This window comes from Pseudomonas sp. 10-1B, assembly GCF_000935045.1.
In the GTDB taxonomy this organism is placed as follows: Bacteria; Pseudomonadota; Gammaproteobacteria; order Pseudomonadales; family Pseudomonadaceae; genus Aquipseudomonas.
This window is the reverse complement of the sequence record NZ_JYKS01000005.1, coordinates 141,951-164,667: the sequence shown is the minus strand read 5'-3', so window position 1 is coordinate 164,667 and position 22,717 is coordinate 141,951. Positions and strand designations below refer to the sequence as shown.

At 63.1% G+C, this 22,717-nt stretch carries 21 protein-coding genes; 12 read left to right on the top strand and 9 right to left on the bottom strand.

Annotated elements, in window-relative coordinates; translation table 11 throughout:
• The first annotated feature begins 5 nt into the window (after positions 1-5).
• Positions 6-1,700, top strand: coding sequence for an energy-dependent translational throttle protein EttA (gene ettA, locus TZ03_RS04475; RefSeq protein ID WP_152645369.1), 1,695 nt, complete (start codon positions 6-8; stop codon positions 1,698-1,700).
• 314 nt (positions 1,701-2,014) lie between these two features.
• Entirely contained in the window at positions 2,015-3,355 is a 1,341-nt protein-coding gene (gene gdhA / locus TZ03_RS04470; protein WP_051096000.1) for an NADP-specific glutamate dehydrogenase, read from the top strand.
• A 130-nt stretch (positions 3,356-3,485) separates the two neighbouring features.
• Here gdhA and TZ03_RS04465 read toward each other — a convergent pair whose 3' ends face one another.
• The 3 genes from TZ03_RS04465 to TZ03_RS04455 form a co-directional block, all read right to left on the bottom strand.
• Positions 3,486-3,983 carry a GreA/GreB family elongation factor gene (locus TZ03_RS04465; protein WP_051095999.1) on the bottom strand — a complete coding sequence of 166 codons (498 nt, stop codon included), beginning with the start codon at positions 3,981-3,983 and terminating at the stop codon, positions 3,486-3,488.
• A gap of 139 nt (positions 3,984-4,122) precedes the next feature.
• On the bottom strand, positions 4,123-5,976 hold the full coding sequence (locus tag TZ03_RS04460) for a DUF4105 domain-containing protein (RefSeq protein WP_051095998.1): 1,854 nt from the start codon (positions 5,974-5,976) through the stop codon (positions 4,123-4,125).
• 73 nt (positions 5,977-6,049) lie between these two features.
• Positions 6,050-6,538: a DUF3015 domain-containing protein gene (locus tag TZ03_RS04455; protein WP_051095997.1), complete on the bottom strand. Its 489-nt coding sequence runs from the start codon at positions 6,536-6,538 to the stop codon at positions 6,050-6,052.
• 254 nt (positions 6,539-6,792) lie between these two features.
• Here TZ03_RS04455 and TZ03_RS04450 point away from each other — a divergent pair, with 254 nt between their 5' ends.
• The 5 genes from TZ03_RS04450 to TZ03_RS04425 all read left to right on the top strand — a co-directional run bounded on the left by TZ03_RS04450 (position 6,793) and on the right by TZ03_RS04425 (position 11,651).
• Positions 6,793-9,231 (top strand): Lon protease family protein, encoded by a 2,439-nt coding sequence (locus tag TZ03_RS04450; protein ID WP_051095996.1) that lies wholly within the window; start codon positions 6,793-6,795, stop codon positions 9,229-9,231.
• A 162-nt stretch (positions 9,232-9,393) separates the two neighbouring features.
• Positions 9,394-9,732 carry a hypothetical protein gene (locus TZ03_RS04445; RefSeq protein ID WP_003247487.1) on the top strand — a complete coding sequence of 113 codons (339 nt, stop codon included), beginning with the start codon at positions 9,394-9,396 and terminating at the stop codon, positions 9,730-9,732.
• Between the two features lie 285 nt (positions 9,733-10,017).
• Positions 10,018-10,506 (top strand): TIGR00645 family protein, encoded by a 489-nt coding sequence (locus tag TZ03_RS04435; RefSeq protein WP_012270428.1) that lies wholly within the window; start codon positions 10,018-10,020, stop codon positions 10,504-10,506.
• A 136-nt stretch (positions 10,507-10,642) separates the two neighbouring features.
• Complete coding sequence (locus TZ03_RS04430; RefSeq protein WP_051095994.1) at positions 10,643-10,948, top strand: DUF6482 family protein; 306 nt, start codon at positions 10,643-10,645, stop codon at positions 10,946-10,948.
• 85 nt (positions 10,949-11,033) lie between these two features.
• Complete coding sequence (locus TZ03_RS04425; RefSeq protein WP_051095993.1) at positions 11,034-11,651, top strand: FKBP-type peptidyl-prolyl cis-trans isomerase; 618 nt, start codon at positions 11,034-11,036, stop codon at positions 11,649-11,651.
• Positions 11,652-11,777: 126 nt separating this feature from the next.
• On the opposite strand, the gene TZ03_RS04420 is transcribed toward TZ03_RS04425, so the two are convergent.
• From TZ03_RS04420 to TZ03_RS04410, 3 genes are all read right to left on the bottom strand, one after another.
• Positions 11,778-12,023, bottom strand: a complete 246-nt coding sequence (locus TZ03_RS04420) for a hypothetical protein (protein WP_003256316.1) — start codon at positions 12,021-12,023, stop codon at positions 11,778-11,780.
• Positions 12,024-12,107: 84 nt separating this feature from the next.
• A complete protein-coding gene (locus tag TZ03_RS04415; protein ID WP_009686103.1) occupies positions 12,108-12,449 on the bottom strand; it encodes a zinc ribbon domain-containing protein YjdM in 342 nt (113 codons plus the stop codon).
• 165 nt (positions 12,450-12,614) lie between these two features.
• Positions 12,615-13,583 carry a polyprenyl synthetase family protein gene (locus tag TZ03_RS04410; protein ID WP_051095992.1) on the bottom strand — a complete coding sequence of 323 codons (969 nt, stop codon included), beginning with the start codon at positions 13,581-13,583 and terminating at the stop codon, positions 12,615-12,617.
• A 244-nt stretch (positions 13,584-13,827) separates the two neighbouring features.
• On the opposite strand from TZ03_RS04410, the gene rplU reads away from it, so the two are divergent.
• The 5 genes from rplU (at position 13,828) to TZ03_RS04385 (ending at position 17,513) form a co-directional block, all read left to right on the top strand.
• A complete protein-coding gene (gene rplU, locus TZ03_RS04405) occupies positions 13,828-14,142 on the top strand; it encodes a 50S ribosomal protein L21 (protein ID WP_003247466.1) in 315 nt (104 codons plus the stop codon).
• A 38-nt stretch (positions 14,143-14,180) separates the two neighbouring features.
• On the top strand, positions 14,181-14,438 hold the full coding sequence (rpmA, locus tag TZ03_RS04400) for a 50S ribosomal protein L27 (protein ID WP_003247464.1): 258 nt from the start codon (positions 14,181-14,183) through the stop codon (positions 14,436-14,438).
• 188 nt (positions 14,439-14,626) lie between these two features.
• Complete coding sequence (gene cgtA / locus TZ03_RS04395; protein ID WP_051095991.1) at positions 14,627-15,853, top strand: Obg family GTPase CgtA; 1,227 nt, start codon at positions 14,627-14,629, stop codon at positions 15,851-15,853.
• Between the two features lie 75 nt (positions 15,854-15,928).
• Positions 15,929-17,047 carry a glutamate 5-kinase gene (gene proB / locus TZ03_RS04390; RefSeq protein WP_051095990.1) on the top strand — a complete coding sequence of 373 codons (1,119 nt, stop codon included), beginning with the start codon at positions 15,929-15,931 and terminating at the stop codon, positions 17,045-17,047.
• Positions 17,048-17,069: 22 nt separating this feature from the next.
• A complete protein-coding gene (locus tag TZ03_RS04385; protein ID WP_051095989.1) occupies positions 17,070-17,513 on the top strand; it encodes a CreA family protein in 444 nt (147 codons plus the stop codon).
• 126 nt (positions 17,514-17,639) lie between these two features.
• Here the strand turns inward: TZ03_RS04385 and mksF are convergent, their stop codons facing one another.
• From mksF to mksB, 3 genes are read right to left on the bottom strand one after another with little or no spacing between them, the layout of a single operon-like run.
• On the bottom strand, positions 17,640-20,471 hold the full coding sequence (gene mksF, locus TZ03_RS04380) for an Mks condensin complex protein MksF (RefSeq protein WP_051095988.1): 2,832 nt from the start codon (positions 20,469-20,471) through the stop codon (positions 17,640-17,642).
• Positions 20,468-21,175, bottom strand: coding sequence for an Mks condensin complex protein MksE (gene mksE / locus TZ03_RS04375; protein WP_051095987.1), 708 nt, complete (start codon positions 21,173-21,175; stop codon positions 20,468-20,470). Before mksE ends, mksF begins: the two co-directional genes overlap by 4 nt.
• Complete coding sequence (gene mksB / locus TZ03_RS04370) at positions 21,165-22,454, bottom strand: Mks condensin complex protein MksB (protein ID WP_051095986.1); 1,290 nt, start codon at positions 22,452-22,454, stop codon at positions 21,165-21,167. The genes mksE and mksB overlap by 11 nt, the downstream gene beginning before the upstream one ends.
• Positions 22,455-22,717: the final 263 nt, after the last annotated feature.

The following is a 22,717-nucleotide window of genomic DNA, read 5'->3' as shown; positions in this document are numbered from 1 at the left end:
AAACCATGTCAAAAAATGACAAATCAGGCAAAACAGGCTCTTACGTCTACACCATGCATCGGCTGAGCAAGGTCGTGCCGCCGAAGCGGGAAATTCTCAAGAACATTTCCCTGTCGTTCTTCCCAGGCGCAAAGATTGGCGTGCTCGGCCTGAACGGCGCCGGTAAGTCGACCCTGCTGCGGATCATGGCGGGCGTCGACAAGGAATTCGACGGCGAAGCCCGTCCGATGCCCGACATCAACGTTGGCTACCTGCCGCAGGAACCGCAACTGGACCCGAACAAGTCGGTGCGTGAAGTGGTCGAGGAAGCGGTCAGCGTGATCAAGGACGCCCAGGCGCGCCTGGACGAGGTCTATGCCGCCTACGCCGAACCGGATGCCGACTTCGACAAGCTGGCCGCCGAGCAGGCCAAGCTCGAGGCCATCCTGCAAGCCGCCGACGGCCACAACCTGGAGCGCCAACTGGACGTCGCCGCCGACGCCCTGCGCCTGCCGGCCTGGGACGCGCGCATCGAACACCTGTCCGGTGGCGAGAAGCGCCGTGTGGCCCTGTGCCGCCTGCTGCTGTCGGCCCCCGACATGCTGCTGCTCGACGAACCGACCAACCACCTGGACGCCGACTCGGTGGCCTGGCTGGAGCGCTTCCTGCACGACTTCCCGGGCACCGTGGTAGCGATTACCCACGACCGTTACTTCCTCGACAACGTCGCCGGCTGGATCCTGGAACTGGACCGCGGCGCCGGTATCCCGTACGAAGGCAACTACTCCGGCTGGCTGGAAGCCAAGTCCGAGCGCCTGGCGCAGGAATCCAAGCAGCAGAGCGCCCACGAAAAGGCCATGAAAGAGGAACTGGAGTGGGTGCGCAAAGGCGCCAAGGCCCGCCAGTCCAAGTCCAAGGCCCGTCTGCAGCGCTTCGAAGAAATGCAGTCGCAGGAATTCCAGAAGCGCAGCGAAACCAACGAGATCTACATCCCGGCCGGCCCGCGCCTGGGTGACAAGGTCATCGAGTTCAAGAACGTCACCAAGGGCTACGGCGACCGCGTGCTGATCGACAACCTGTCGTTCGCCATGCCCAAGGGCGCCATCGTTGGCGTGATCGGTGGTAACGGTGCCGGTAAGTCGACCCTGTTCCGCATGCTGATGGGCAAGGAGCAGCCGGACTCGGGCAGCATCGAGATCGGTGAAACCGTGCAGTTGGCCTGCGTGGACCAGAGCCGTGAGGACCTGGACGGTGCCAAGACCGTGTTCCAGCAGATCTCCGACGGTTCCGACATGATCCGCATCGGCAACTATGAGATTCCGTCGCGTACCTACGTTGGCCGCTTCAACTTCAAAGGTGGCGACCAGCAGAAGTTCGTCAAGGACCTGTCCGGTGGTGAGCGTGGCCGCCTGCACCTGGCCCTGACCTTGAAAGAGGGCGGCAACGTCCTGCTGCTCGACGAACCGTCCAACGACCTCGACGTCGAAACCCTGCGTTCGCTGGAGGAAGCCCTGCTGGACTTCCCGGGCGCCGCCATCGTGATCTCCCACGACCGTTGGTTCCTGGACCGTGTGGCTACCCACATCCTGGCGTACGAAGACGACTCGAACGTGGTGTTCTTCGAGGGTAACTACACCGAGTACGAAGCCGACCGCAAGAAGCGCCTGGGCGATGCCGCTGCCCAGCCGCACCGTGTACGGCACAAGAAGCTGGCCCAGTAAGCCAGCTGATTGATGCACAAGAATGGGGCCCTTGGTGGCCCCATTTTTGTGCCTGGCTGGAAAACGGTGCTGGCGTCATTCGCGGGCGCGCCCGCTCCCACAGGAATCCTGTGATCTATGGACTTGTGCTAGACCTGTGGGAGCGGGCATGCCCGCGAAGAAGCCACCACCTAATCTCGGTTTTGTATACATTTATAGAAAACGCACCAAATAATTTCAAAAAAACGACATATCGCCCTATTCCAGTGCGATTGCTTCTTGGTACATTCCTGAAAAAAACCAATAAGTCCAATCCTCTTGGTGAGATGTCTACCATGATCGAATCTGTCGACAATTTCCTTGCACGCTTGCAGCAGCGTGACCCAGGCCAACCGGAATTCCACCAGGCGGTGGAAGAGGTGCTGCGCACCCTGTGGCCGTTCCTTGAAGCCAATCCACACTATCTGCAATCGGGCATCCTCGAGCGTATGGTCGAGCCTGAGCGTGCCGTGCTGTTCCGTGTGTCCTGGGTCGATGACCAGGGCAAGGTGCAGGTCAACCGCGGCTATCGCATCCAGATGAGCAGCGCCATCGGCCCGTACAAGGGCGGCCTGCGCTTCCATCCGTCGGTGAACCTCAGCGTGTTGAAGTTCCTGGCCTTCGAGCAGGTGTTCAAGAACTCCCTCACCTCGCTGCCCATGGGCGGCGGCAAGGGTGGCTCGGACTTCGACCCGAAAGGCAAGAGCGACGCTGAAGTCATGCGCTTCTGCCAGGCCTTCATGAGCGAGCTGTACCGCCACATCGGCGCCGACTGCGACGTACCGGCCGGTGACATCGGCGTGGGTGCCCGCGAAATCGGCTTCATGTTCGGCCAGTACAAGCGCCTGGCCAACCAGTTCACCTCGGTGCTGACCGGCAAGGGCATGGCCTACGGTGGCAGCCTGATCCGTCCAGAAGCCACCGGCTACGGCTGCGTGTACTTCGCCGAAGAAATGCTCAAGCGCCAGGACAAGCGTATCGATGGCCGTCGCGTGGCGATTTCCGGTTCGGGCAACGTGGCCCAGTATGCCGCGCGCAAGGTCATGGACCTGGGCGGCAAGGTGATTTCGCTGTCCGACTCCGAAGGCACCCTGTACGCCGAAGCTGGCCTGACGGATGCCCAGTGGGACGCGCTGATGGAACTGAAGAACGTCAAGCGTGGCCGCATCAGCGAACTGGCCGGGCAGTACGGCCTGGAGTTCCGCAAGGGCCAGACCCCGTGGAGCCTGCCGTGCGACATCGCCCTGCCGTGCGCCACGCAGAACGAACTGGGCGCCGAAGACGCTCGCACCCTGCTGCGCAATGGCTGCATCTGCGTGGCCGAAGGCGCCAACATGCCAACCACCCTGGAGGCTGTGGATATCTTCCTGGAGGCTGGCATCCTGTACGCCCCGGGCAAGGCCTCCAACGCTGGCGGCGTGGCCGTGTCGGGCCTGGAAATGTCGCAGAACGCCATGCGCCTGCTGTGGACCGCTGGTGAAGTGGACAGCAAGCTGCACAACATCATGCAGTCGATTCACCATGCCTGCGTGCATTACGGTGAAGAGGCCGATGGCCGCGTCAACTACGTCAAAGGTGCGAATATCGCTGGCTTCGTGAAAGTGGCTGATGCGATGTTGGCGCAAGGCGTGGTCTGATTCGAGACCTTTGGGGCTGCGATGCAGCCCCATCGCCGGCAAGCCAGCTCCCACAGGGATCACTGCCCTCGAGACCTGCGGCGTACCTGTGGGAGCTGGCTTGCCGGCGATGGGCCGCATAGCGGCCCCCTTAGGGTTCACCCTCGATCTCGATGATCTCGATCACCTGCTCGCCCACCGGCCGCCGCCACACCACTTCATCCCCCGGCTCCGCGCCGAGCAACGCCCGCCCCAGCGGCGACCCCCAGTTGATCAACCCCCGCCCGGCATCCGCCTCATCCTCGCCCACCAGCCGCACCACATGCTCCTGGTCCTGCGCATCGACAAACCGCACCCGGCTACCAATCTGCACCTTGCTGCGTGAAGTCGCCGCCGGCACCACCTGGGCACTCTGCACTCGTGCGCTGAAATAGCGCAGGTCGCGTTCGGCATCCGCCAGCCGCTGCTTGTCACCACGCTCGCCCTGCGCCTGCAGTTCGCTGCGCAAGGCATTCAGCGCGGCCACGCGTTCCTGCAACTGGCGCAGGCCACTGGCAGTCACATAGTTGGGTTGCTCGCTGACGCGCCGCTCAACCGGTTGCTCGGCCTGGGCGGCGGCCTGGTCTTCGTTGACGAATGCTCGGCTCATGCAGGGCCTCCTTGTGCAAGGGACCATCATGGCAGGCCACAGGTTTCAAGGAATGTCCGTTTGCGACTACTGCACCGGCCTTGAAGCCTGAGGGAGCCCTGGGGGAGCAACTGTCTTGTATTGCCTGTACTGGCAACTTTCAGTAGTGATACCACTTCAGTTCCAGCATCACTTCATTCTGCGCCGTAGCCAGGTGGCTGAACTGCCGCGAAGCACTCAAGCGCACCCCCAGATTCTGGCTGATTTCCCACTGCTGGTTCAGGCTCACGCTGCGCCGCACCTCGCCGTTGGTGAAGTAGTCGCCCTTGGCCTCCAGTGTCATGTTGCCCAGCCCGTTACGCCACAGCAGCCCGCCATTGAAGCCCGCCGCCGGAGCGATGAACTGGGCGAAGTCGTTGTGATGCTCGACTCGCAGCGTGCCCAGGGCAAAGCCCAGCAGGCCGTCGGCCAACTGCCAGGTGCCACCGGCCCCGCCATTCACATGGCTGACCAGCACCTCGTCATCATGCTTGCCCGGCACCCGCTCCAGCCCGCCGGCCACCTGCCACGACCAGGGCTTGAGCAGCTCGTTGCGTGGCGTCAGCGAGCGGATGGTGGCCAGGTCCAGGCGCTGCACTTGCCAGTCATTGCCTTCGTACTGGCGCACCTTCAGTTGCAGGATCTCGATCTGTGCGCCCAGCGGGAAGCCATAGGCGTTGTCATTCAGGTCGTGGTAGGCCATGCGCAGGCCGTACTCGGCGTAGGCGCGGTCCTCACGGCTGCCCACGCCCAGTTGCCAGGTACGTGAGTCATGGCCGTCTTCCGGCAGGCCCGGGCGCTCGACCTGCAGCGGCGGCGGCGGGTTGCCGTTGATCGCCCGCAGCAGCTCGAAGCTGCGTTTTGCCTGGCCCGGGTCGCGCTCCTGGCCATTGGCCCGGTATCGTTCCAGGCGATACGCGGCATCCTGTACCAACGCCTGGCGTTCGCGGGGCAAGGCTTTGAATTCGGCGCTCTGCAATTGTGCAGTGTCGGCGCTCACGGCCAGTACCTGGCGCTTTTCGTTGTGGTCCAGCGGCTCGGCACGGGCCAGCAGCTCACGTTCGCGCGAGGGGCGGTAAGTTTCGCTGGCGACTATGCCGGACTGCTTCACCGCCTTCACTGTGTCGGTAGGGATGGCGGTCAACGGGAACTGCGAGGTCAGGTCCAGGCTCGGCCGGGCCACTTGCAGCAGCTCCAGCAGGCGATACGAGCAGTTTTCGTCGAAGAAGAAATAGTCGAACTGGATCTGTTTCAGCTCCCACACATGCTCGACCATACGCCCGGTTTCTTCCGGGGTCAGGTCCAGCTGGTACTCCCACAGGTCGCGGTTTTCCAGGCTGCGGTATTCGGACAGTTTTTCCTGGTAGGGCATCAGCGCGAACAGGCCCGGGTAGCCCCCCATCAGGCCCTTCCAGGCATAGAGAATGCTGTTGTCGCTGCCTTCGATGTAGGCACCGAAGTTGATCGCGTAGCTCAGCAGCGTGGTGTCGTCGCTGCGGGTATTGGACTGGTCGATGCGCAGCAAGGTGTGGCCGAACATCGAAGACGGGCTGTTCAGGTAGGCCGCCGGGAAGATCAGCGCGGCACTGTGCGGGTCGATCGACTGGTACCAGGTCTTGAATTCCTGGCAGTCCGGTTGCGGCAGGCCCTGCAGGCCAAGCTGCTCGCGCAGCCAGCGGGTGCGCGCCGGGAACACGCACTGGGCATGCTTGTCGCCGAGGCTGGCTGGGGCGTACAGCGCTTCGACCGTGGCTTGCAGTTCCTGGTCGGGGTGGTGCGCGCCGTCCTCGGCGAGGAAGAACGCATCATCGTCCACATAGCTGCGCCAGCCACCTAGCTTGGCAGTTTCATAGTGGCCCAGGGCAATCCAGTAAGGGGTGTTGGCCAATTGCTGGAGACGGCCGTGATCCAGCACAGGCGCGGCATGAACAGGGGCGCAGGCGCACAGCGCCAGGAAAGCGAGGCGTTTGAGCATATCGGGCAACTACTTCTTGACGATGCCGAAAAAGGCGAAACCCGCCCCACAGGTGGGGCGGGAGCAACTGCGTTTAGGCCTCGGTTGCGTATTTGGCCAGGCGTGGGTCGTTTTTCAGAACGGCCAAGGTGTTGCTGTGGACAGTTTCGGCAGTGACGTCGGCACTGCTGAAGATCTGGTTGAAGTGCTGGTGGGTGACCGATGCGAAGTAGCCACGGTCTTCCGGGGCCACACCGAGGACCACGGCATAGGTGGTCAGTGCTTCGCCCTGGCCCATGGCCATGTCTTCGGACAGTTCGTTCATCATGCCGTTCATGGCGAACCAGGACTTGCCACCGTAGGTCAGCGAAGCCTTGGTGGAGCAGCCGTTGGTGCCGGAGGTCATGCCGAAGGTGGCGTTACCGGAGGTGCCGTTGGTGGTGGATGCCAGGAAGTGCGCCGGAGTGCCGCGCTGGCCTTCGAACAGCAAGTTGCCCCAGCCGCAGTTCGGGCCGCCTGGCGCTTCGGCCATAGCGTTCAACGAAGCCACGGTGAACAGAGTACCCAGAAGAATCCGTTTCATAGCATTTGTTCTCTATTTGACTTAACCAAGGGTCAGGGTTTCTGGCAACTCGGTTGCCAGGTCGGGAAAGCATTTCAACCCACCCGCGCAGCTTGGAGTTTAGGCACGATCTAAAGGTTGCGTTGTTGATTGCGAAAAATTTGCTGCTATATGACCCGCACTGGCTGCGACATAAAGTCCTGCCGAGCCTTGCAAGGCGCGCGCGGGCAGCGCCAGAATGCTGCGTATCTGCCCCGCCGAAGTAAGGAAACCCAATGCCCGATCCTGTCGCTGCGCGCCTGCGTCTCGCGCCTGAAGCCCTGACCCGGCGTTTCTCGCCCGAGCAGTTTGCCTTTACCCACACCGACGATCTGGAACCGTTTCGCGGAGTCCTGGGCCAGGAACGTGCTGTCGAGGCCCTGCAGTTCGGCGTGGCCATGCCGCGCCCCGGTTACAACGTGTACGTGATGGGCGAGCCCGGCACCGGCCGTTTCTCGTTCGTCAAGCGCTACCTCAAGGCCGAGGGCAAGCGCCAGCAGACCCCGGCCGACTGGGTCTACGTCAACCATTTCGATGACACCCGCGAACCCCGCGCGCTGGAATTGCCCTCTGGCAGCGCCGGGGCGTTCATCGCCGACATGAACGGGCTGATCGACAACCTGTTGTCGACCTTCCCGGCGGTGTTCGAGCACCCGTCGTACCAGCAGAAGAAAGGGGCCATCGACCGCGCCTTCAACCAGCGCTACGACCGTGCCCTAGATGTGATCGAGCGCGCCTCGCTGGAAAAGGACGTGGCCTTGTACCGCGACGCCAGCAACGTCGCCTTCACCCCGATGGCCGACGGCAAGGCGCTGGATGAGGCTGAATTCGCCCAGTTGCCGGAAGAGGTGCGTGAGCAGTTCCACGAGGACATCGCCCAGCTCGAGGAACGCCTGAACGAAGAGCTGGCCAGCTTGCCGCAGTGGAAGCGCGAATCGAACAACCAGTTGCGCCAGCTCAACGAAGAAACCATCACCCTGGCCCTGCAACCGCTGCTGGCGCCGCTGTCGGAAAAGTACGCAGAGAACGCGGCGGTTTGCGCCTACCTGCAGTCGGTGCAGTTGAACCTGCTGCGCACCTTGGTCGAGCAACTGGTCGATGACAGCAAGACCGACGCGGTGGCGCGCAAGCTGCTCGAAGAGCAATACGCCCCCAGCCTGGTGGTCGGCCACCACGCCGACGGTGGCGCGCCGGTGGTGTTCGAGCCGCACCCAACCTACGACAATCTGTTCGGCCGTATCGAATACAGCACCGACCAGGGCGCCCTGTATACCTCCTACCGGCAACTGCGGCCGGGCGCCTTGCACCGGGCCAATGGCGGCTTCCTGATCCTCGAAGCCGAGAAAATGCTCGGTGAGCCGTTCGTCTGGGACGCGCTCAAGCGTGCCCTGCAGTCGCGCAAGCTGAAGATGGAATCGCCACTGGGCGAGCTGGGCCGGGTGGCCACCGTCAGCCTGACGCCGCAGATGATCCCGCTCAACATCAAGCTGATCATCATCGGTTCACGCCAGCTGTACTACGCGCTGCAGGACCATGACTCGGACTTCCAGGAGATGTTCCGGGTGCTGGTGGACTTCGACGAAGACATGCCCATGGTCGACGAGAACCTGGAGCAGTTCGCCCAGCTGTTGCGCACCCGCACCAACGAGGAGGGCATGGCGCCGCTGACCAGTGACGCGGTGGCACGCCTGGCCACTTACAGCGCTCGCCTGGCGGAGAACCAGTCGCGGCTGTCGGCGCGTATCGGCGACCTGTTCCAGCTGGTCAGCGAGGCCGATTTCATCCGTCAGCTGGCCAGCGACGAAATGACTGATGCCGGGCACATCGAACGCGCGCTCAGGGCCAAAGCCACCCGCACCGGCCGTGTTTCGCAGCGGGTGCTGGACGACATGCTGGCCGGCATCATCCTGATCGACACCGAAGGCGCGGCCATCGGCAAGTGCAACGGCCTGACCGTGCTGGAAGTGGGCGACTCGGCGTTCGGTATGCCGGCGCGTATCTCCGCCACCGTCTACCCGGGCGGCAGCGGCATCGTCGACATCGAGCGCGAGGTCAACCTCGGCCAGCCGATCCACTCCAAGGGCGTGATGATCCTCACCGGCTACCTGGGCAGCCGCTATGCCCAGGAGTTCCCATTGGCGATTTCCGCCAGCATCGCCCTGGAGCAGTCCTACGGCTATGTGGACGGTGACAGCGCCTCGCTGGGTGAAGCCTGTACGCTGATCTCGGCCTTGTCGCGTACGCCGCTCAAGCAGTGTTTCGCCATTACCGGTTCGATCAACCAGTTCGGTGAAGTGCAGGCGGTGGGCGGGGTCAACGAGAAGATCGAAGGCTTCTTCCGCCTGTGCGAGGCCCGTGGCCTGACCGGCGAGCAAGGGGTGATCATTCCGCGTGCCAACGTAGCCACCCTGATGCTCGACGAGCGTGTGCTGCAGGCGGTGGAGAGCGGCATGTTCCATGTCTACGCGGTCAGCCAGGCCGACGAGGCGTTGAGCCTGTTGGTGGGGGAGGAAGCAGGGGGGATGGACGACAAGGGCCAGTTCGTCGAGGGCAGCGTCAATGCCCGGGTGGTGGAGCGCCTGCGTGAAATCGCCGAGATGATCAGCGAGGAAGACATCGAGAAGGCGGAAAAGGAGCGCCTGGAGGAGGTGATTGCCCAGGCCAAGCCGGCCTGAGTCAATAAGCCGGCGCTGAAGGCGATGTGCTACCGTTTAGCGCCGGTTTTCCATCTTTTTGTACTGTTCTTCTATGCTGGAACTTAGGACAGTATCAGCGTTCAGGATGGAAACAGCCTGAGGTTTTCAGGCTGAACAAGGCTCTATGGAGGGGACGCGGCCATGCGCAACCTCAGCCTCACACGCCAGTGCCTGGGCCTGGTGACCCGCATCGAATGCAGTATTCGCCCGCTGGCCGGGGACAACGGCATGTGGACGCTACTGTTCGCCGCCGGCATGGCCGGTGAACAACCCTCCGCGATCAAGGCCCAGGGGCCGTTCCACGGGCCGCTGGTGGCCGAGTCGGTGCTCAATGCCATTGTCGACAGCTTGACCCTGCATGGGTACCAGGTGGCCGAGGACCCGCAGATCTGGTGCTTGCACCTGCAGGCGCAGTTGCGGCGGATCAATGGCGAGCGCTGCCGGAACCTGGGGGATTACCAGTTTCATCCGGAGACCTGAAGGCCTCATCGCTGGCAAACCAGCTCCCACAGGTAAAACACAGGCCATAGGTCAGTGATCCCCTGTGGGAGCAACTGTCTTGTATTGCCTGGACTGGCCTCATCGCCGGCAAGCCGGCTCCCACAGGTATTTGCACAGGGTTTGAGGCCTATGCGGTCGAGGTGGGAGCTGGCTTGCCGGCGATTGGGCTGCAAAGCAGCCCCCAATTCACCGGGCTTTTGCTGTAACAGGTGGCTGGCTATACTCGCCGTCGCTTTTCTAGTCACCTGATGAGTCCTGAACTTCATGGAACGTATCCTCGAAAACGCGATGTATGCCTCGCGCTGGCTGCTCGCCCCCATCTACTTCGGCCTGTCCCTCGGCCTGCTGGCCCTGGCGTTGAAATTCTTCCAGGAAGTGGTCCACGTCCTGCCCAACGTCTTCGCCCTGAGCGAAGCCGACCTGATCCTGGTGATCCTGTCGCTGATCGATATGTCGCTGGTGGGCGGCCTGCTGGTGATGGTGATGATCTCCGGCTACGAGAACTTCGTCTCGCAACTGGACATCGACGAGAGCAAGGAAAAGCTCAACTGGTTGGGCAAGATGGACTCTTCGTCGTTGAAGATGAAGGTTGCCGCGTCGATCGTGGCGATCTCGTCCATTCACCTGCTGCGGGTGTTCATGGATGCGCAGAACATCTCCACCGATTACCTGATGTGGTACGTGATCATCCACATGACCTTCGTGATCTCGGCGTTCTGCATGGGCTACCTCGACAAGCTGACCAAGCACTGAGTCCTGCCAGCTGGCGCGCTCCTACAAGGGGCGCGCAGCTTTCAACTGACGAGCGGCGTCAGTCTTGCCTTGTGTATTCTCCCTTCCTGTACAAAAAATGAGCTCTCATGCGTGGTTCCCATCGCGAGGTGCTCTCATGAACCTGCATCAGCTCAATACCGAGGCCAGGGCTGGCCATGTCGACGAACTGAACCTGATCGCCATCGAAGGTGGTGACTACCTGCTCGAGGCCCGGGTCAAAGGCCACGCTCACCCACTGTCCGACACCCGCGGTGAACGCTTGCGCGTGCATTCGGTGGAAGATGCCCGCAAGCTGCTGCAAACCATCCCCCTGGTCTCGATGAACCTGGTGCACTGGTCGGTGCAGGATGAAATGTGCGGCATGGGCACGCACCCGGAAGAAGACTTGAAGGTGCCGATTTCCCAGCGCTCGGCCTGGTAGCTGCTCGCAGCGTCCCAGTGTGCTAGGCTGCTCGCCCTTTTCATCAAGGGCGCGGCTTCACTGCGCCCTGCAGTGGAGCACGACAATGTCCGAACTCAACCTGTCTACCGACGAAACCCGCGTCAGCTACGGCATCGGCCGTCAGCTGGGTGGCCAGCTGCGCGACAACCCGCCACCAGGTGTGAGCCTGGAAGCCATCCTGGCCGGCCTGACCGACGCCTTCAACGGTGCCGACAGCCGCGTTAGCGAAGCCGACCTGTCGGCCAGCTTCAAGGTCATCCGTGAAGTGATGCAAGCCGAAGCTGCCGCCAAGGCCGAAGCCGCTGCTGCCGCTGGCAAGGAATTCCTGGCTGAAAACGCCAAGCGTGACGGCATCACCACCCTGGCCTCGGGCCTGCAGTTCGAAGTACTGACTGCCGGCGAAGGCGCCAAGCCGACCCGCGAAAGCAACGTGCGTACCCACTACCACGGCACCTTGATCGACGGCACTGTGTTCGACAGCTCCTACGACCGTGGTCAGCCAGCTGAATTCCCGGTAGGTGGCGTGATCGCTGGCTGGACCGAAGCCCTGCAGCTGATGAACGCTGGCAGCAAATGGCGCCTGTACGTGCCGAGCGAGCTGGCCTACGGCGCTCAAGGCGTTGGCAGCATCCCGCCGCACAGCGTGCTGGTGTTCGACGTCGAGTTGCTCGACGTTCTGTAAGGCTGCTGGGGCCGCTTTGCGGCCCATTCGCGGGCTTGCCCGCTCCCACATGCGGCATTAGCCTTCAAGGCTTGTGCAGTACCTGTGGGAGCTGGCTTGCCGGCGATGAGGCCGGCCCTGCTGGCCTCAATTCCAATCTGTTCCCCCAGGGCGCAATGCCCGCGCATAGCAGAACAGAAACAAATTCCGCACCAGCTCCTTGAGCACCCCCGGTTCACTCGAATTCAGCCCGCTCATGTCCAGGTCGCCCTGGTCACGCAGCTCGTCGAGCGCTTCTTCTTCAAGCACGGCGCACACTTCGCCGGTTTCGCGATGAAGTATGCGCAGGTAGGGGTGAGGGCGGTCCAGCCAGGCGTCGATCAGATAAGTCATGGCTATTCTCCTTGGATAGCAGTTCCAATGAGAATAATTCTTATTATCAGAATAGCAAGCGCCAATTGGCAGATTTTTGTGTAATCAGACTTTGCGGACGAACTCGGACTTCAGCTTCATGGCGCCGATGCCGTCGATTTTGCAGTCGATGTCGTGGTCGCCGTCGCACAGGCGGATGTTCTTGACCTTGGTACCGACCTTGACCACCAGGGACGAACCCTTGACCTTGAGGTCCTTGATCACGGTGACGGTGTCGCCGTCCTGCAGGATGTTGCCGACCGAGTCCTTCTTCACCACCTCATCGCTGGCCGCTTCAGCGTCGCCGCTGGCCGACCACTCGTGGGCGCATTCAGGGCAGATCAGCTGAGTGCCATCCTCATAGGTGTATTCGGAGTTGCATTTTGGGCAGGGTGGCAGAGTGCTCACTTCGGTTCCTCAAACAGACAGGCGGTTAAAAGCCCACATTGTAGAAGGTATTTTTCCTGAAGTGATTATGTCCGGACAAAAAGCTTCGCGGGCAAGCCCGCTCCTACAGGGCTTTCGTCATCCTGTAGGAGCGGGCTTGCCCGCGAATGAAGACGACTCGGTCCGTCAGTGAGTACGCGCGACCGCAAACTCGCTCAGCTCAACCAGCGCATCACGGTATTCACTGGCCGGCAGCACCTCGAGGCACGCAATGGCACGCTTCACGTAGTCACGCGCCAGCTGGGCGGTGTACTCCAGCGCACCCGATTCCTCGACTGCCAGGCGAATCTGCTCCAGGTCCTCCAGGCCACCCTTCTGGATCGCCTGGCGCACCAGTGCAGCCTGTTCGGCGGTGCCTTCGCGCATGGTGTAGATCAGCGGCAGGGTAGGCTTGCCTTCGGCCAGGTCGTCACCGACGTTCTTGCCCAGGGTCTGCGAGTCGCCCTTGTAGTCCAGCAGGTCGTCGACCAGCTGGAAGGCCACGCCCAGGTGGTCACCGAAGGTACGCAGGGCTTCACGCTGCTCTTCGCTCGCGTCGGCCAGCGCGGCGGCGCTGTGGGTCGAGGCTTCGAACAGCATGGCGGTCTTGCCGCGGATGACCTCCATGTAGACTTCCTCGGTGGTGCTGGCGTCGCGTACCCGCGACAGCTGCAGCACTTCACCCTCGGCGATCACGCGGGTGGCCTTGGACAGGATCTGCATGACCGGCATCGAGCCCAGTTCGACCATCATCTCGAACGAGCGCGAATAAAGGAAGTCGCCCACCAGCACGCTCGGCGCGTTGCCCCACAGGGCATTGGCGGTGGAACGGCCACGGCGCATGCCCGACATGTCGACCACGTCGTCGTGCAGCAGGGTGGCGGTGTGCAGGAACTCGATGGTGGCGGCCAGCAGGCGCAGGTCGTCGCCTTCGCGGCCCAGGGCCTTGCCACACAGCAGCACCAGCAGGGGGCGCAGGCGCTTGCCACCGGCGGACGTGATATAGTCGCCGATCTTCGATACCAGCGGCACGCGCGAGGTCAGCTGCTTCTTGATGATCTCGTCGACGGCGCTGAAATCATCAGCCACCGCGCGGTAGAAGGTTTGGGGTTGCATCGGCTGCTCCAGTGAGGTTGCGCGGCATGCTAGGTCGCGGGTCCCGGTGTGTCAAGGCGCGGTGCCGGCTGGCCGGGGGCGGTACTTGCAAGCAAAACCGGGGTTGCGTACAATCGCGCACCCTAACTTCCTGGGCAGCACCTGCCTTACGCAATTGCACCGGGCCGTTCCAGCCCTGTGCAGCCATGCCAGCCAATACTCATCATATAAAGCGCTGGGTGAGCAGGATTATCGGAGAAATACCATGTCTTACGCAGTAATCGTTACCGGCGGCAAGCAGTACAAAGTCGCTGAAGGTGAATTCCTCAAGATCGAAAAACTGGAAGTCGCCACTGGCGAATCCGTGACCTTCGATCGCGTCCTGCTGGTCGCCAACGGTGAAGAAGTCACCATCGGTGCTCCAGTCGTTGCTGGCGCTAAAGTAGTGGCCGAAGTCGTTTCGCAAGGCCGCCACGACAAGGTTCGCATCATCAAGTTCCGTCGTCGTAAGCACCACATGAAGCGTATGGGCCACCGCCAGTGGTTCACCGAGATCAAAATCACCGGCATCCAGGCTTAATCCCCTAGATCCCCTGAATTTATTTGGAGAATTGAACCATGGCTCACAAGAAGGCTGGTGGTAGTACTCGTAACGGTCGCGACTCAGAATCGAAACGCCTTGGCGTGAAGATGTATGGCGGCCAGGTTATCAAGCCAGGCAACATCATCGTCCGTCAGCGCGGCACCGAATTCCACGCTGGCTACGGTGTTGGCATGGGCAAGGATCACACCCTGTTCGCCAAGATCGAAGGCGTGATCAAGTTCGAGAAGAAAGGCGAGTTCATGCGCCGTTACGTGAGCATCGTCGCAGCTTAATCGCGACGTCGCTCCAGAAGCCCCGTCATGCGACGGGGCTTTTTCGTTTGTGGTGAGCCTCTTGCAAAGCTGTTTGTATGGGCTGCCGGCGTGGGTTTCTACGGTCGTACGGGGCCGCCGCGCTCATTTTTGCAAGAGCCTCAGGTTTATCAGTATTCAGCTCGTCGGAAGACGAGAGGCGGTTTTGAATGAAGTTTGTTGACGAAGTATCCATTCGGGTCAAGGCCGGTGACGGTGGCAACGGTTGCATGAGCTTCCGTCGCGAAAAGTTCATCGAGAACGGTGGCCCCAACGGTGGCGACGGTGGCGACGGCGGCTCGGTGTTCATGGTGGCTGACGAAAACCTCAACACCTTGGTCGACTATCGCTATACCCGTCACCACGAGGCCCAGCGTGGCGCCAACGGTGGCAGCACCGACTGCACCGGCAAGAAAGGCGAGGACCTGTTCCTGCGCGTGCCGGTCGGCACCACCGTGATCGATGCCTCGACCCAGGAAGTGATCGGTGACCTGGTCACCCCTGGCCAGAAGCTGATGGTCGCCCAGGGCGGCTGGCACGGCCTGGGCAACACCCGTTTCAAGTCCAGCACCAACCGTGCGCCGCGCCAGACCACCCCAGGCAAGCCGGGTGAGCAGCGCGACCTGAAGATGGAAATGAAAGTGCTGGCCGACGTTGGCCTGCTGGGTCTGCCGAACGCGGGCAAGAGCACCTTCATCCGCTCGGTCTCGGCCGCCAAGCCTAAAGTGGCCGACTACCCGTTCACCACCCTGGTGCCAAACCTGGGCGTGGTCAGCGTCGACCGCTGGAAGAGCTTCGTCATCGCCGACATCCCCGGCCTGATCGAAGGTGCTTCCGAAGGCGCCGGCCTGGGTATCCGCTTCCTCAAGCACCTGGCGCGTACCCGTGTGCTGCTGCACCTGGTCGACATGGCGCCGCTGGACGAAAGCAGCCCGGCCGATGCCGCCGAAGTCATCGTCAACGAGCTGACCCGCTTCAGCCCGTCGCTGGCCGAGCGTGAGCGCTGGCTGGTGCTGAACAAGGCCGACATGGTCATGGATGACGAGCGCGACGAGCGGGTCAAGGAAGTGGTCGAGCGCCTGCAGTGGGAAGGCCCGGTCTACGTGATTTCGGCCATCTCCAAGCAGGGCACCGAGAAACTCAGCCACGACCTGATGCGCTACCTCGAAGACCGCGCCGACCGCCTGGCCAACGACCCGGCCTACGCCGAAGAACTGGCCGACCTCGACCAGCGCATCGAAGACGAGGCTCGCGCCCAGTTGCAGGCCCTGGACGACGCGCGCACCCTGCGCCGCACCGGCGTCAAGAGCGTGCACGACATCGGCGACGATGACGGTTGGGACGATGATTTCGAGGACGACGAAGACGGCCCGGAAATCATTTACGTGCGCGACTGACCGGTTGCAGTACACTAAACGCCGCTCTCTGGAGCGGCGTTTTGGTATCTACAGATCGACATAGGTTGGAAGAAGATGCGAAGCAAGGTGACGGGCGCCAAGCGCTGGGTCGTGAAGATTGGCAGTGCTCTGCTGACCGCCGATGGCAAGGGCCTCGACCGCGGTGCCATGGCCGTTTGGGTCGAGCAGATGGTCGCGCTGCGTGAGGCGGGCGTGGAGTTGGTACTGGTCTCCTCCGGGGCCGTGGCTGCCGGCATGAGCCAACTGGGCTGGACTTCGCGACCGAGCGCGATGAACGAGCTGCAGGCTGCTGCCTCGCTCGGCCAGATGCGCCTGGTGCAGGCCTGGGAGTCGAGCTTCGGCGAGCACGGCAAGCACACCGCGCAGATCCTGCTGACCCATGACGACCTGTCCGACCGCAAGCGCTACCTGAACGCCCGCAGCACCCTGCGCACGCTGGTCGACCTGGGTGTGGTGCCCGTGATCAACGAAAACGACACCGTGGTCACCGACGAGATCCGCTTCGGCGACAACGACACCCTGGCGGCACTGGTGGCCAACCTGGTCGAGGCCGACCTGCTGGTGATCCTCACCGACCGCGATGGTATGTTCGACGCCGACCCGCGCAACAACCCCGAAGCCCAGCTGATCTACGAGGCCCGTGCCGACGACCCGGCACTGGACGCCGTGGCCGGCGGTACCGGTGGTGCCCTGGGCCGTGGCGGCATGCAGACCAAGCTGCGCGCCGCGCGCCTGGCGGCCCGTTCTGGCGCCCATACCATCATCATCGGTGGCCGCATCGAACGCGTGCTGGACCGCCTCAAGGCCGGCGAGCGCCTGGGTACCTTGCTGTCGCCCGAGCGCGGCATGCTCGCCGCGCGCAAGCAGTGGCTGGCCGGCCACCTGCAAACCCGTGGCACCCTGGTGCTGGACGCCGGTGCCGTGCAGGCCCTGCGCCAGGCCAACAAGAGCCTGCTGCCGGTCGGCGTGAAGACCGTGCAGGGCAGCTTCCGCCGTGGCGAGATGGTGGTGTGCGTCGGCCCGGACGGTGTTGAAGTGGCCCGCGGCCTGGCCAACTACAGCGCCCTGGAAGCGCAGAAGATCATTGGCCAGCCGTCGGATGCCATCGAAAGCATCCTGGGCTACATCGCGGAGCCGGAATTGGTCCACCGCGACAACCTGGTTCTGGTTTGAGGGCGGCCACGTGCTGAAAAGGATGATTGCCGTGCTGGCACTGGCCTTGCCGATGCTGGCTGGGGCCGAGGAAATCGGCCAGGTGTCCACCGTGTTCAAGTTCGTCGGGCCGAACGATCGCATTGTGGTCGAGGCGTTCGACGACCCCAAGGTGGAGGGCGTGACCTGCTACCTGTCGCGGGCCAAGACTGGCGGTGTGAAGGGTGGGTTAGGGCTGGCGGAGGACCGGGCGGAGGCATCGATTGCCTGCCGTCAGGTCGGGCCGATCAACTTCAAGGGTGAGCTCAAGGATGGCGAGGAAGTGTTCAAGGAACGTACCTCGCTGGTGTTCAAGACCATGCAGGTGGTGCGCTTTCTCGACAAGAAGCGCAATACGCTGGTGTACCTGGTGTACAGCGACCGCATGATCGAAGGCAGCCCGCAGAATGCGGTGACGGCGATTCCGATCCTGCCTTGGGCTCACTGATAGCCCGGTAGCTTGCTGGGAGGCCTTTGGCCTCCATTCGCGGGTAAACCCGCTCCTACAGGGGACTGCGTAACCTTGTAGGAGCGGGTTTACCCGCGAATGGGCCGCAAAGCGGCCCCAACTGCCTCAGGCCAACTCTTCGGCCTGATCCTCACGCACAACCGCCTTCACCTCATCGCGACGGCTGATGAACTTCCAGTCCGCCTCGTCGATGTAGATGCCATTCGGCCCGCTGCCACCTTCCAGGTCGATTGCCACGCGCGCCGATACCTGCGGCTTCACACTCGCCAGAATCGGCACGAAGCCCAACTGCAGGCTGGTCTCCAGCAGTGCCGCCTGGTTGCGTTCGTCGATGTCCGCCGCTTCGTCCAGGTAGTACGGCAGGCGGATGCGCCCGGCCAGGTCACGGTCCATCAGGTGCAGCAACAGGTACATGTTGGTCAGCGCCTTGATGGTCATGGTGGTGCCGTTGGATGCGGCGCCGTCGATGTCGGCGTGGATCACCGGCTGGCCGTTGACCTTGGTGATCTCGAACGCCAGCTCGAACAGGTCCTTCAGGCCCAGCTGGTTGTGGTTGGCCGCCACCAGCCGTGCCAGGTATTCCTTGGCCTCTTCGTTCTTGTTGTCCTGCTCGGCGCTCTGGGTCAGGTCGAACACCGACAGGGTTTCGCCTTCTTCGTACTGGCCGGCGCTGTGGATGATCTGGTCGATGTGCTTGAGTGCTTCCTTGTTCGGCGCCAGTACCACGCGGAAGCTTTCCAGGTTGGACACCTGGCGCTTGTTGATCTCGCGGTTGAACAGGGCCAGCTGGTGCTCGAGGCTGTCGTAGTCGCTGCGGATGTTGCGCAGGGTCCGGGCGATGTCGGTGACCGCGGCGCGGCGGGCCTTGGCCAGGGTCAGGGCCTCGTCGGTGCGGTGCGCGTAGGCGTTCACCAGCAGTTGCAGGCGGCGTTCCATGTCGTCTTCGCTGTCGAACTTGGCCACGCCTTTCAGGCGCACCTGGGCATACAGCGCCTCGATCTGGTTATCCACCCGTTGCAGGCTCTGCCAGCTGTCCTGGTAGTCGTTGAGCAGCGGCAGCAGGTTGTCCATCGAGTCGTCGATGGCTTCCATGTACGGCGTGCCGTAGGGCAGGTCGGCCGGCAGCAGCTGGCGACGGCGCAGGGCGTCTTCCAGGGTGCGTTGCTTGGCCTCGAGGTCACCGATCTGGCGGCCGACCAGCTGCAGCTTGGCCGACAGTTGCTGGACGCGTTCGGTGAAGGCGTCGCTGGAGCGCTTCAGTTCGTCCTGGGCAGCTTCCAGCTGTGACAGCTGTTCCAGCTTCTCGGGCTCTTCGGCGGCCAGGGTTTCGCTGCGGCGGAAGTCTTCCAGCGCCTTCTGCGCGTCCAGCACTTCCTGGTACAGGGTTTCGGTCTGCGCCTTGGAGGCGGAGCGGTCGGCGGCCACGGCCTGCTGGGTCTTGAGCTGTTTCAGCTCTTTTTCCAGGCGCTCTTTCTGGTCGCGCAGGGCCGCACGGTCGGCCAAGGCTTGCAGCGCTGGCGGGTCGATGTGCGACAGGTCGATGGACAGGCCCGGGGCTTCGAAGCGTTCGCCCTTGAAGCCGTCGAGCACCGCTTCCAGCGATTTTACCCACAGGTCGCTGTCGTCCAGCTCGATGCCACGGTCGCCCAGCGGCAGGCTGAACAGCGCGCCGTTGAACAGGCGCATCAGGCGGTCGACGTCCTGTTGGGAGAATTCCTCGCGCAGGCGGGCGTAGCTGTTATTGTCGGCGTGGTCGAGCTGTTGCTTGACCTGCTTCAGGCGTTTTTCCAGGTCGCGCACGCGCTCGTCGAGGTCTTCGGCACTGAACTGCCGCGACTGGGCCAGGGCGCCGGCCAGTTCGTCGTGGGCGTCCTTGGCCGCCAGCAGTTGCTGCTCCAGGACCTTGACGTCATCGACCAGGGCGAAGCGGTGCTTGAGCACCGACAGCTCGCCCAGCCAGCGCTGGATGCCGGTGATTTCACGCTCCAGGCGCATCAGCTCCTGGGTGCCGCCGCGCTGGTCGTTCTGCAGGCGGTCCTGCTCGCCACGGTAGTGCTCGGCCTGGATGACCAGCTCTTCCTTGCGTGCCATGGCGTATTCCTGCCAGGTGCCCAGCAGGGTGTCGAGCACCGGCGAAATGCGGTGCAGCTTGCCGCGCAGAATGTCGCGCTGGGCCACGCCACCAGCCAGGGCCTCGACCAGCGGGCCGGCGGCGACCAGGGCGTTGTAGTCCTGTTCCATGCGGCGCACGTCGCGGAAGGCTTCTTCGCAGGCGGCGATGTAGTCGACGCTGCCCGAGCGCAAGCTGTGCTCGAAGGCGTCGAGGAACAGCTGCTTGAGCTTGGCGGCGGTGATTTCGCGCATGTGCAGCAGGTTGATGAACAGCGCGCGGAAGGTTTTCAGGCTTTGCTCGCTGGTGGAGCGCAGCGGGATCATGGTCAGGTCCAGCGGCACCGACGTGTGGCCGCCGACCAGCAGCCGGCGCAGCTCGTCCGGCTTCAGCTCGTAGGCCTTGATCCCCAAGCGTTCGAGGTTGGTGAACAGCTCTTTCTGGCGCAGGCAGGTGTCGTTTTTCTGGTAGTGGGCCAGGTCCAGTTCGCCCTTGTAGGCGAAGAACTGGTGGCCGAAACCGCCGCCCGGGCCGCGGCCGACCACGCCGATCACGTGCGGGCCGTGGGGCAGGCTCAGTTCGCAGAGAATGTACGAAGTGTCGCTGGCGAAGTAGAAGCGGCGCGATTGCTCCAGGCTGTACTTGCCGAAGCTCATGTCCGACATGCGCGCCAGGATCGGGAACTGCAGGGCGTTGATCGACGCCGATTTACCCAGGTTGTTGGCACCGTATACCGACAGCGGGTGCTCCAGCGGGAACAGGCCAAGGCTGTAGCCGGCGGTGTTGAGCAGTGCGAAGCGGCGGATGCCGTAGCGTTCCTGGCTCATGAGTCAATCTCCTGTTGCTCTTCGCGGATGGCCCGGGCCAGGGCTTCCTCTTCGCTTTCCTCGCCCTCGAAGGGGCTGAGGTCGAGCGGGTCGTCGGTGCGGTTGAGTTCTTCGGGGCTTTCTTCCTCGACCAGCACCGGGGTCGGCAGTGGCAGGTCGCTGTGCAGGGTGGCCGCCAGGTCGCGGTCCTGCTGCACGGCCAGGCACACATCGAGGAAGCGGTGCATCGGCGGCAGGAAGCGGTAGATGCCGCCTTCTTCATGGGCGAAGCCGAGTTGGGTCATGCGACGCAGGATCTTTTCTTCCAGCTCGTCCACGCTCTGCACTTCGGCCTGCAGGAACAGGTCGCGGTACTTGTCCAGCAGCGAAGGCAGCTCGTCACGGCCGATGCTGCCGCCGTCGAGCACGGCCATTGGGTCGCGGCCCTGGTCGGCCAGGTGCTCGACCAGGATGAAGGTGAACAGTGACAGGCGCTGGGCGGTCTTGTTGACCTGCGCGGCGGCCATGTCCGGCACGAAGTAGTAGAAACCACGGGTGTCGCATACCAGTTCGAAGCCCAGGGCCTTGAACAGGGTGCGGTACTGGTCCTGGAAGTTCGACAGCTGGGCGTACAGCTCGGGGTCGCGGCGGCTGACGTGGAAGCCTTTGAACAGCTCGCGGAAGATCGGCGCGAGCTGGGACAGTTCGGAAAGATCAAGATGCATGGGCTGGGCTCGCGTTGGGTTCGGTAGGCGCGCTGGTGGCGTCTTCGCGGCTGGAGGTCAGGGCGAACGAACGCAGGCTGACCAGGTGTTCCTGGGTGGTGTATTCGCGGCGGTCGAGGCGTTCGCGCTTGAAGCGCTTTTCCCGCGACAGGCGCGAGAACCAGTACAGCAGCTCGTCGGTGGCGCCTTCGGGCTCCTGCTCCAGCAGCCAGACCATCAGGTCGGGCAGCGGCAGGGCCTGTTCGCAGCGCTCGGCCATTTCCTTGACCGTGCGCGGTGCACGGGGCAGGGCGCCGGACTGGGTCTTGTGGGCCTTGGGGAAGCGCGCCGGCTTGGGCTCGAAGCGGGCCAGGGCGTATACGTAGGCCTCGACCTGGCTGGCGCTGCCGAGGAAGGTGCTTTGCGGGCGGGTGAACATCGGCATGGCCGCTTGCGGCACGGCATCGATGCCCTTGCGCCGGATCACCGACAGGGCCAGCGCGGCGCCACGGGTCACGGCGTTGTGCCGGCGCGCTTCTTCACGCAGCGGCAGCAGCAGTTCGCGGGCGTGGCGCAGGGTCAGCTGGGCGTTGGTCTGCATTTCCAGGATGCGCGCGTGGGTGCGCAGCAGCATGTCGTCGTCGACCAGGTGGCCCAGGCGTGCCTGTTCACCCAGCAGCTTCAGCAGCACGGTCTCGACCTTGCGCACGCCCTGCTCGAACGCACCATCGGCGTTGACCAGTTGGATCATCGGCTCGACGTACTCGTCCCAGGTGGCCAGTACTTCAGCATAACGCTGGCGCAGCGGAATCTGCCGGTTGCTGGTCTTGGCCCGCTCGGCCACGGCCACCAGCGCCTGCTCGTCGTTGTCGAGCTTCTTCAGTACATCGCGCACACGCATGTCGAGCAGGCGCAGCTGGCGCGCCAGGTCGTCGCTGTCGCGGTTGTCGAAGGCATCCTGGATATGCCCGGCCAGGCGCTCCAGGTGGCGCAGGTAGGCTTCGATCTCCAGGCACAGGCCCAGCCGGTGTTCGCGGCGCAGGTAGGCGAGGAAGTCGTGGATCTGGGCGTTGAGCTCGAAACGGTTCGGGCTCTTGGCCACCGGGACCAGGATATCCAGGCGGATCCACACATCGAGCAACTGGGTGATGTCCTGCGGGGTGCTCTCGACCTGTTGGCGGGCCACGTGCTGGCGCAGTTCGACCAGGCTCAGGGTGCCCTGGTCGAAACGCTCGCACAGCGGCTCGATCAGGGCCCAGTGTTCGGCTAGGGCGCGCAGGACGCGCTTGGGTTCGATCATTGGCTGCGACTCGTTGCCAAGAAAAAGGGGCGATTGTACTGCATCCGGGGGGGAGGTTTTCACCCCTTGGTCTGTAATGGGGGGATAACCTTATGTCACATGGGTGTATGGCTTGGTTTTTGTGGTGACAGTGAGACCGAGCGCCGCCCGCGCGGCGCATCGCGGCGCAAGGCCGCTCCCACATCTGTTTCGGGCCAGTCCCTCCTGTGAAGTCATCGCTGCCCGCCTTGCTTGCCCCCTTCGATATCGAAGGTTGCGCTGCT

Bases quoted from the DNA above. Each gene is read 5' to 3' on its own strand.
- rplU (WP_003247466.1), top strand. From the start codon at position 13,828: ATGTCTTACGCAGTAATCGTTACCGGCGGCAAGCAGTACAAAGTCGCT.
- TZ03_RS04460 (WP_051095998.1), bottom strand. From the start codon at position 5,976: ATGCTCAAACGCCTCGCTTTCCTGGCGCTGTGCGCCTGCGCCCCTGTT.
- TZ03_RS04410 (WP_051095992.1), bottom strand. From the start codon at position 13,583: ATGCAACCCCAAACCTTCTACCGCGCGGTGGCTGATGATTTCAGCGCC.
- TZ03_RS04465 (WP_051095999.1), bottom strand. From the start codon at position 3,983: ATGAGCCGAGCATTCGTCAACGAAGACCAGGCCGCCGCCCAGGCCGAG.
- proB (WP_051095990.1), top strand. From the start codon at position 15,929: ATGCGAAGCAAGGTGACGGGCGCCAAGCGCTGGGTCGTGAAGATTGGC.
- TZ03_RS04430 (WP_051095994.1), top strand. From the start codon at position 10,643: ATGAACCTGCATCAGCTCAATACCGAGGCCAGGGCTGGCCATGTCGAC.
- TZ03_RS04445 (WP_003247487.1), top strand. From the start codon at position 9,394: ATGCGCAACCTCAGCCTCACACGCCAGTGCCTGGGCCTGGTGACCCGC.
- TZ03_RS04425 (WP_051095993.1), top strand. From the start codon at position 11,034: ATGTCCGAACTCAACCTGTCTACCGACGAAACCCGCGTCAGCTACGGC.
- rpmA (WP_003247464.1), top strand. From the start codon at position 14,181: ATGGCTCACAAGAAGGCTGGTGGTAGTACTCGTAACGGTCGCGACTCA.
- gdhA (WP_051096000.1), top strand. From the start codon at position 2,015: ATGATCGAATCTGTCGACAATTTCCTTGCACGCTTGCAGCAGCGTGAC.
- ettA (WP_152645369.1), top strand. From the start codon at position 6: ATGTCAAAAAATGACAAATCAGGCAAAACAGGCTCTTACGTCTACACC.
- TZ03_RS04450 (WP_051095996.1), top strand. From the start codon at position 6,793: ATGCCCGATCCTGTCGCTGCGCGCCTGCGTCTCGCGCCTGAAGCCCTG.
- mksF (WP_051095988.1), bottom strand. From the start codon at position 20,471: ATGAGCCAGGAACGCTACGGCATCCGCCGCTTCGCACTGCTCAACACC.
- TZ03_RS04455 (WP_051095997.1), bottom strand. From the start codon at position 6,538: ATGAAACGGATTCTTCTGGGTACTCTGTTCACCGTGGCTTCGTTGAAC.
- mksB (WP_051095986.1), bottom strand. From the start codon at position 22,454: ATGATCGAACCCAAGCGCGTCCTGCGCGCCCTAGCCGAACACTGGGCC.
- TZ03_RS04420 (WP_003256316.1), bottom strand. From the start codon at position 12,023: ATGACTTATCTGATCGACGCCTGGCTGGACCGCCCTCACCCCTACCTG.
- mksE (WP_051095987.1), bottom strand. From the start codon at position 21,175: ATGCATCTTGATCTTTCCGAACTGTCCCAGCTCGCGCCGATCTTCCGC.
- cgtA (WP_051095991.1), top strand. From the start codon at position 14,627: ATGAAGTTTGTTGACGAAGTATCCATTCGGGTCAAGGCCGGTGACGGT.
- TZ03_RS04385 (WP_051095989.1), top strand. From the start codon at position 17,070: ATGATTGCCGTGCTGGCACTGGCCTTGCCGATGCTGGCTGGGGCCGAG.
- TZ03_RS04435 (WP_012270428.1), top strand. From the start codon at position 10,018: ATGGAACGTATCCTCGAAAACGCGATGTATGCCTCGCGCTGGCTGCTC.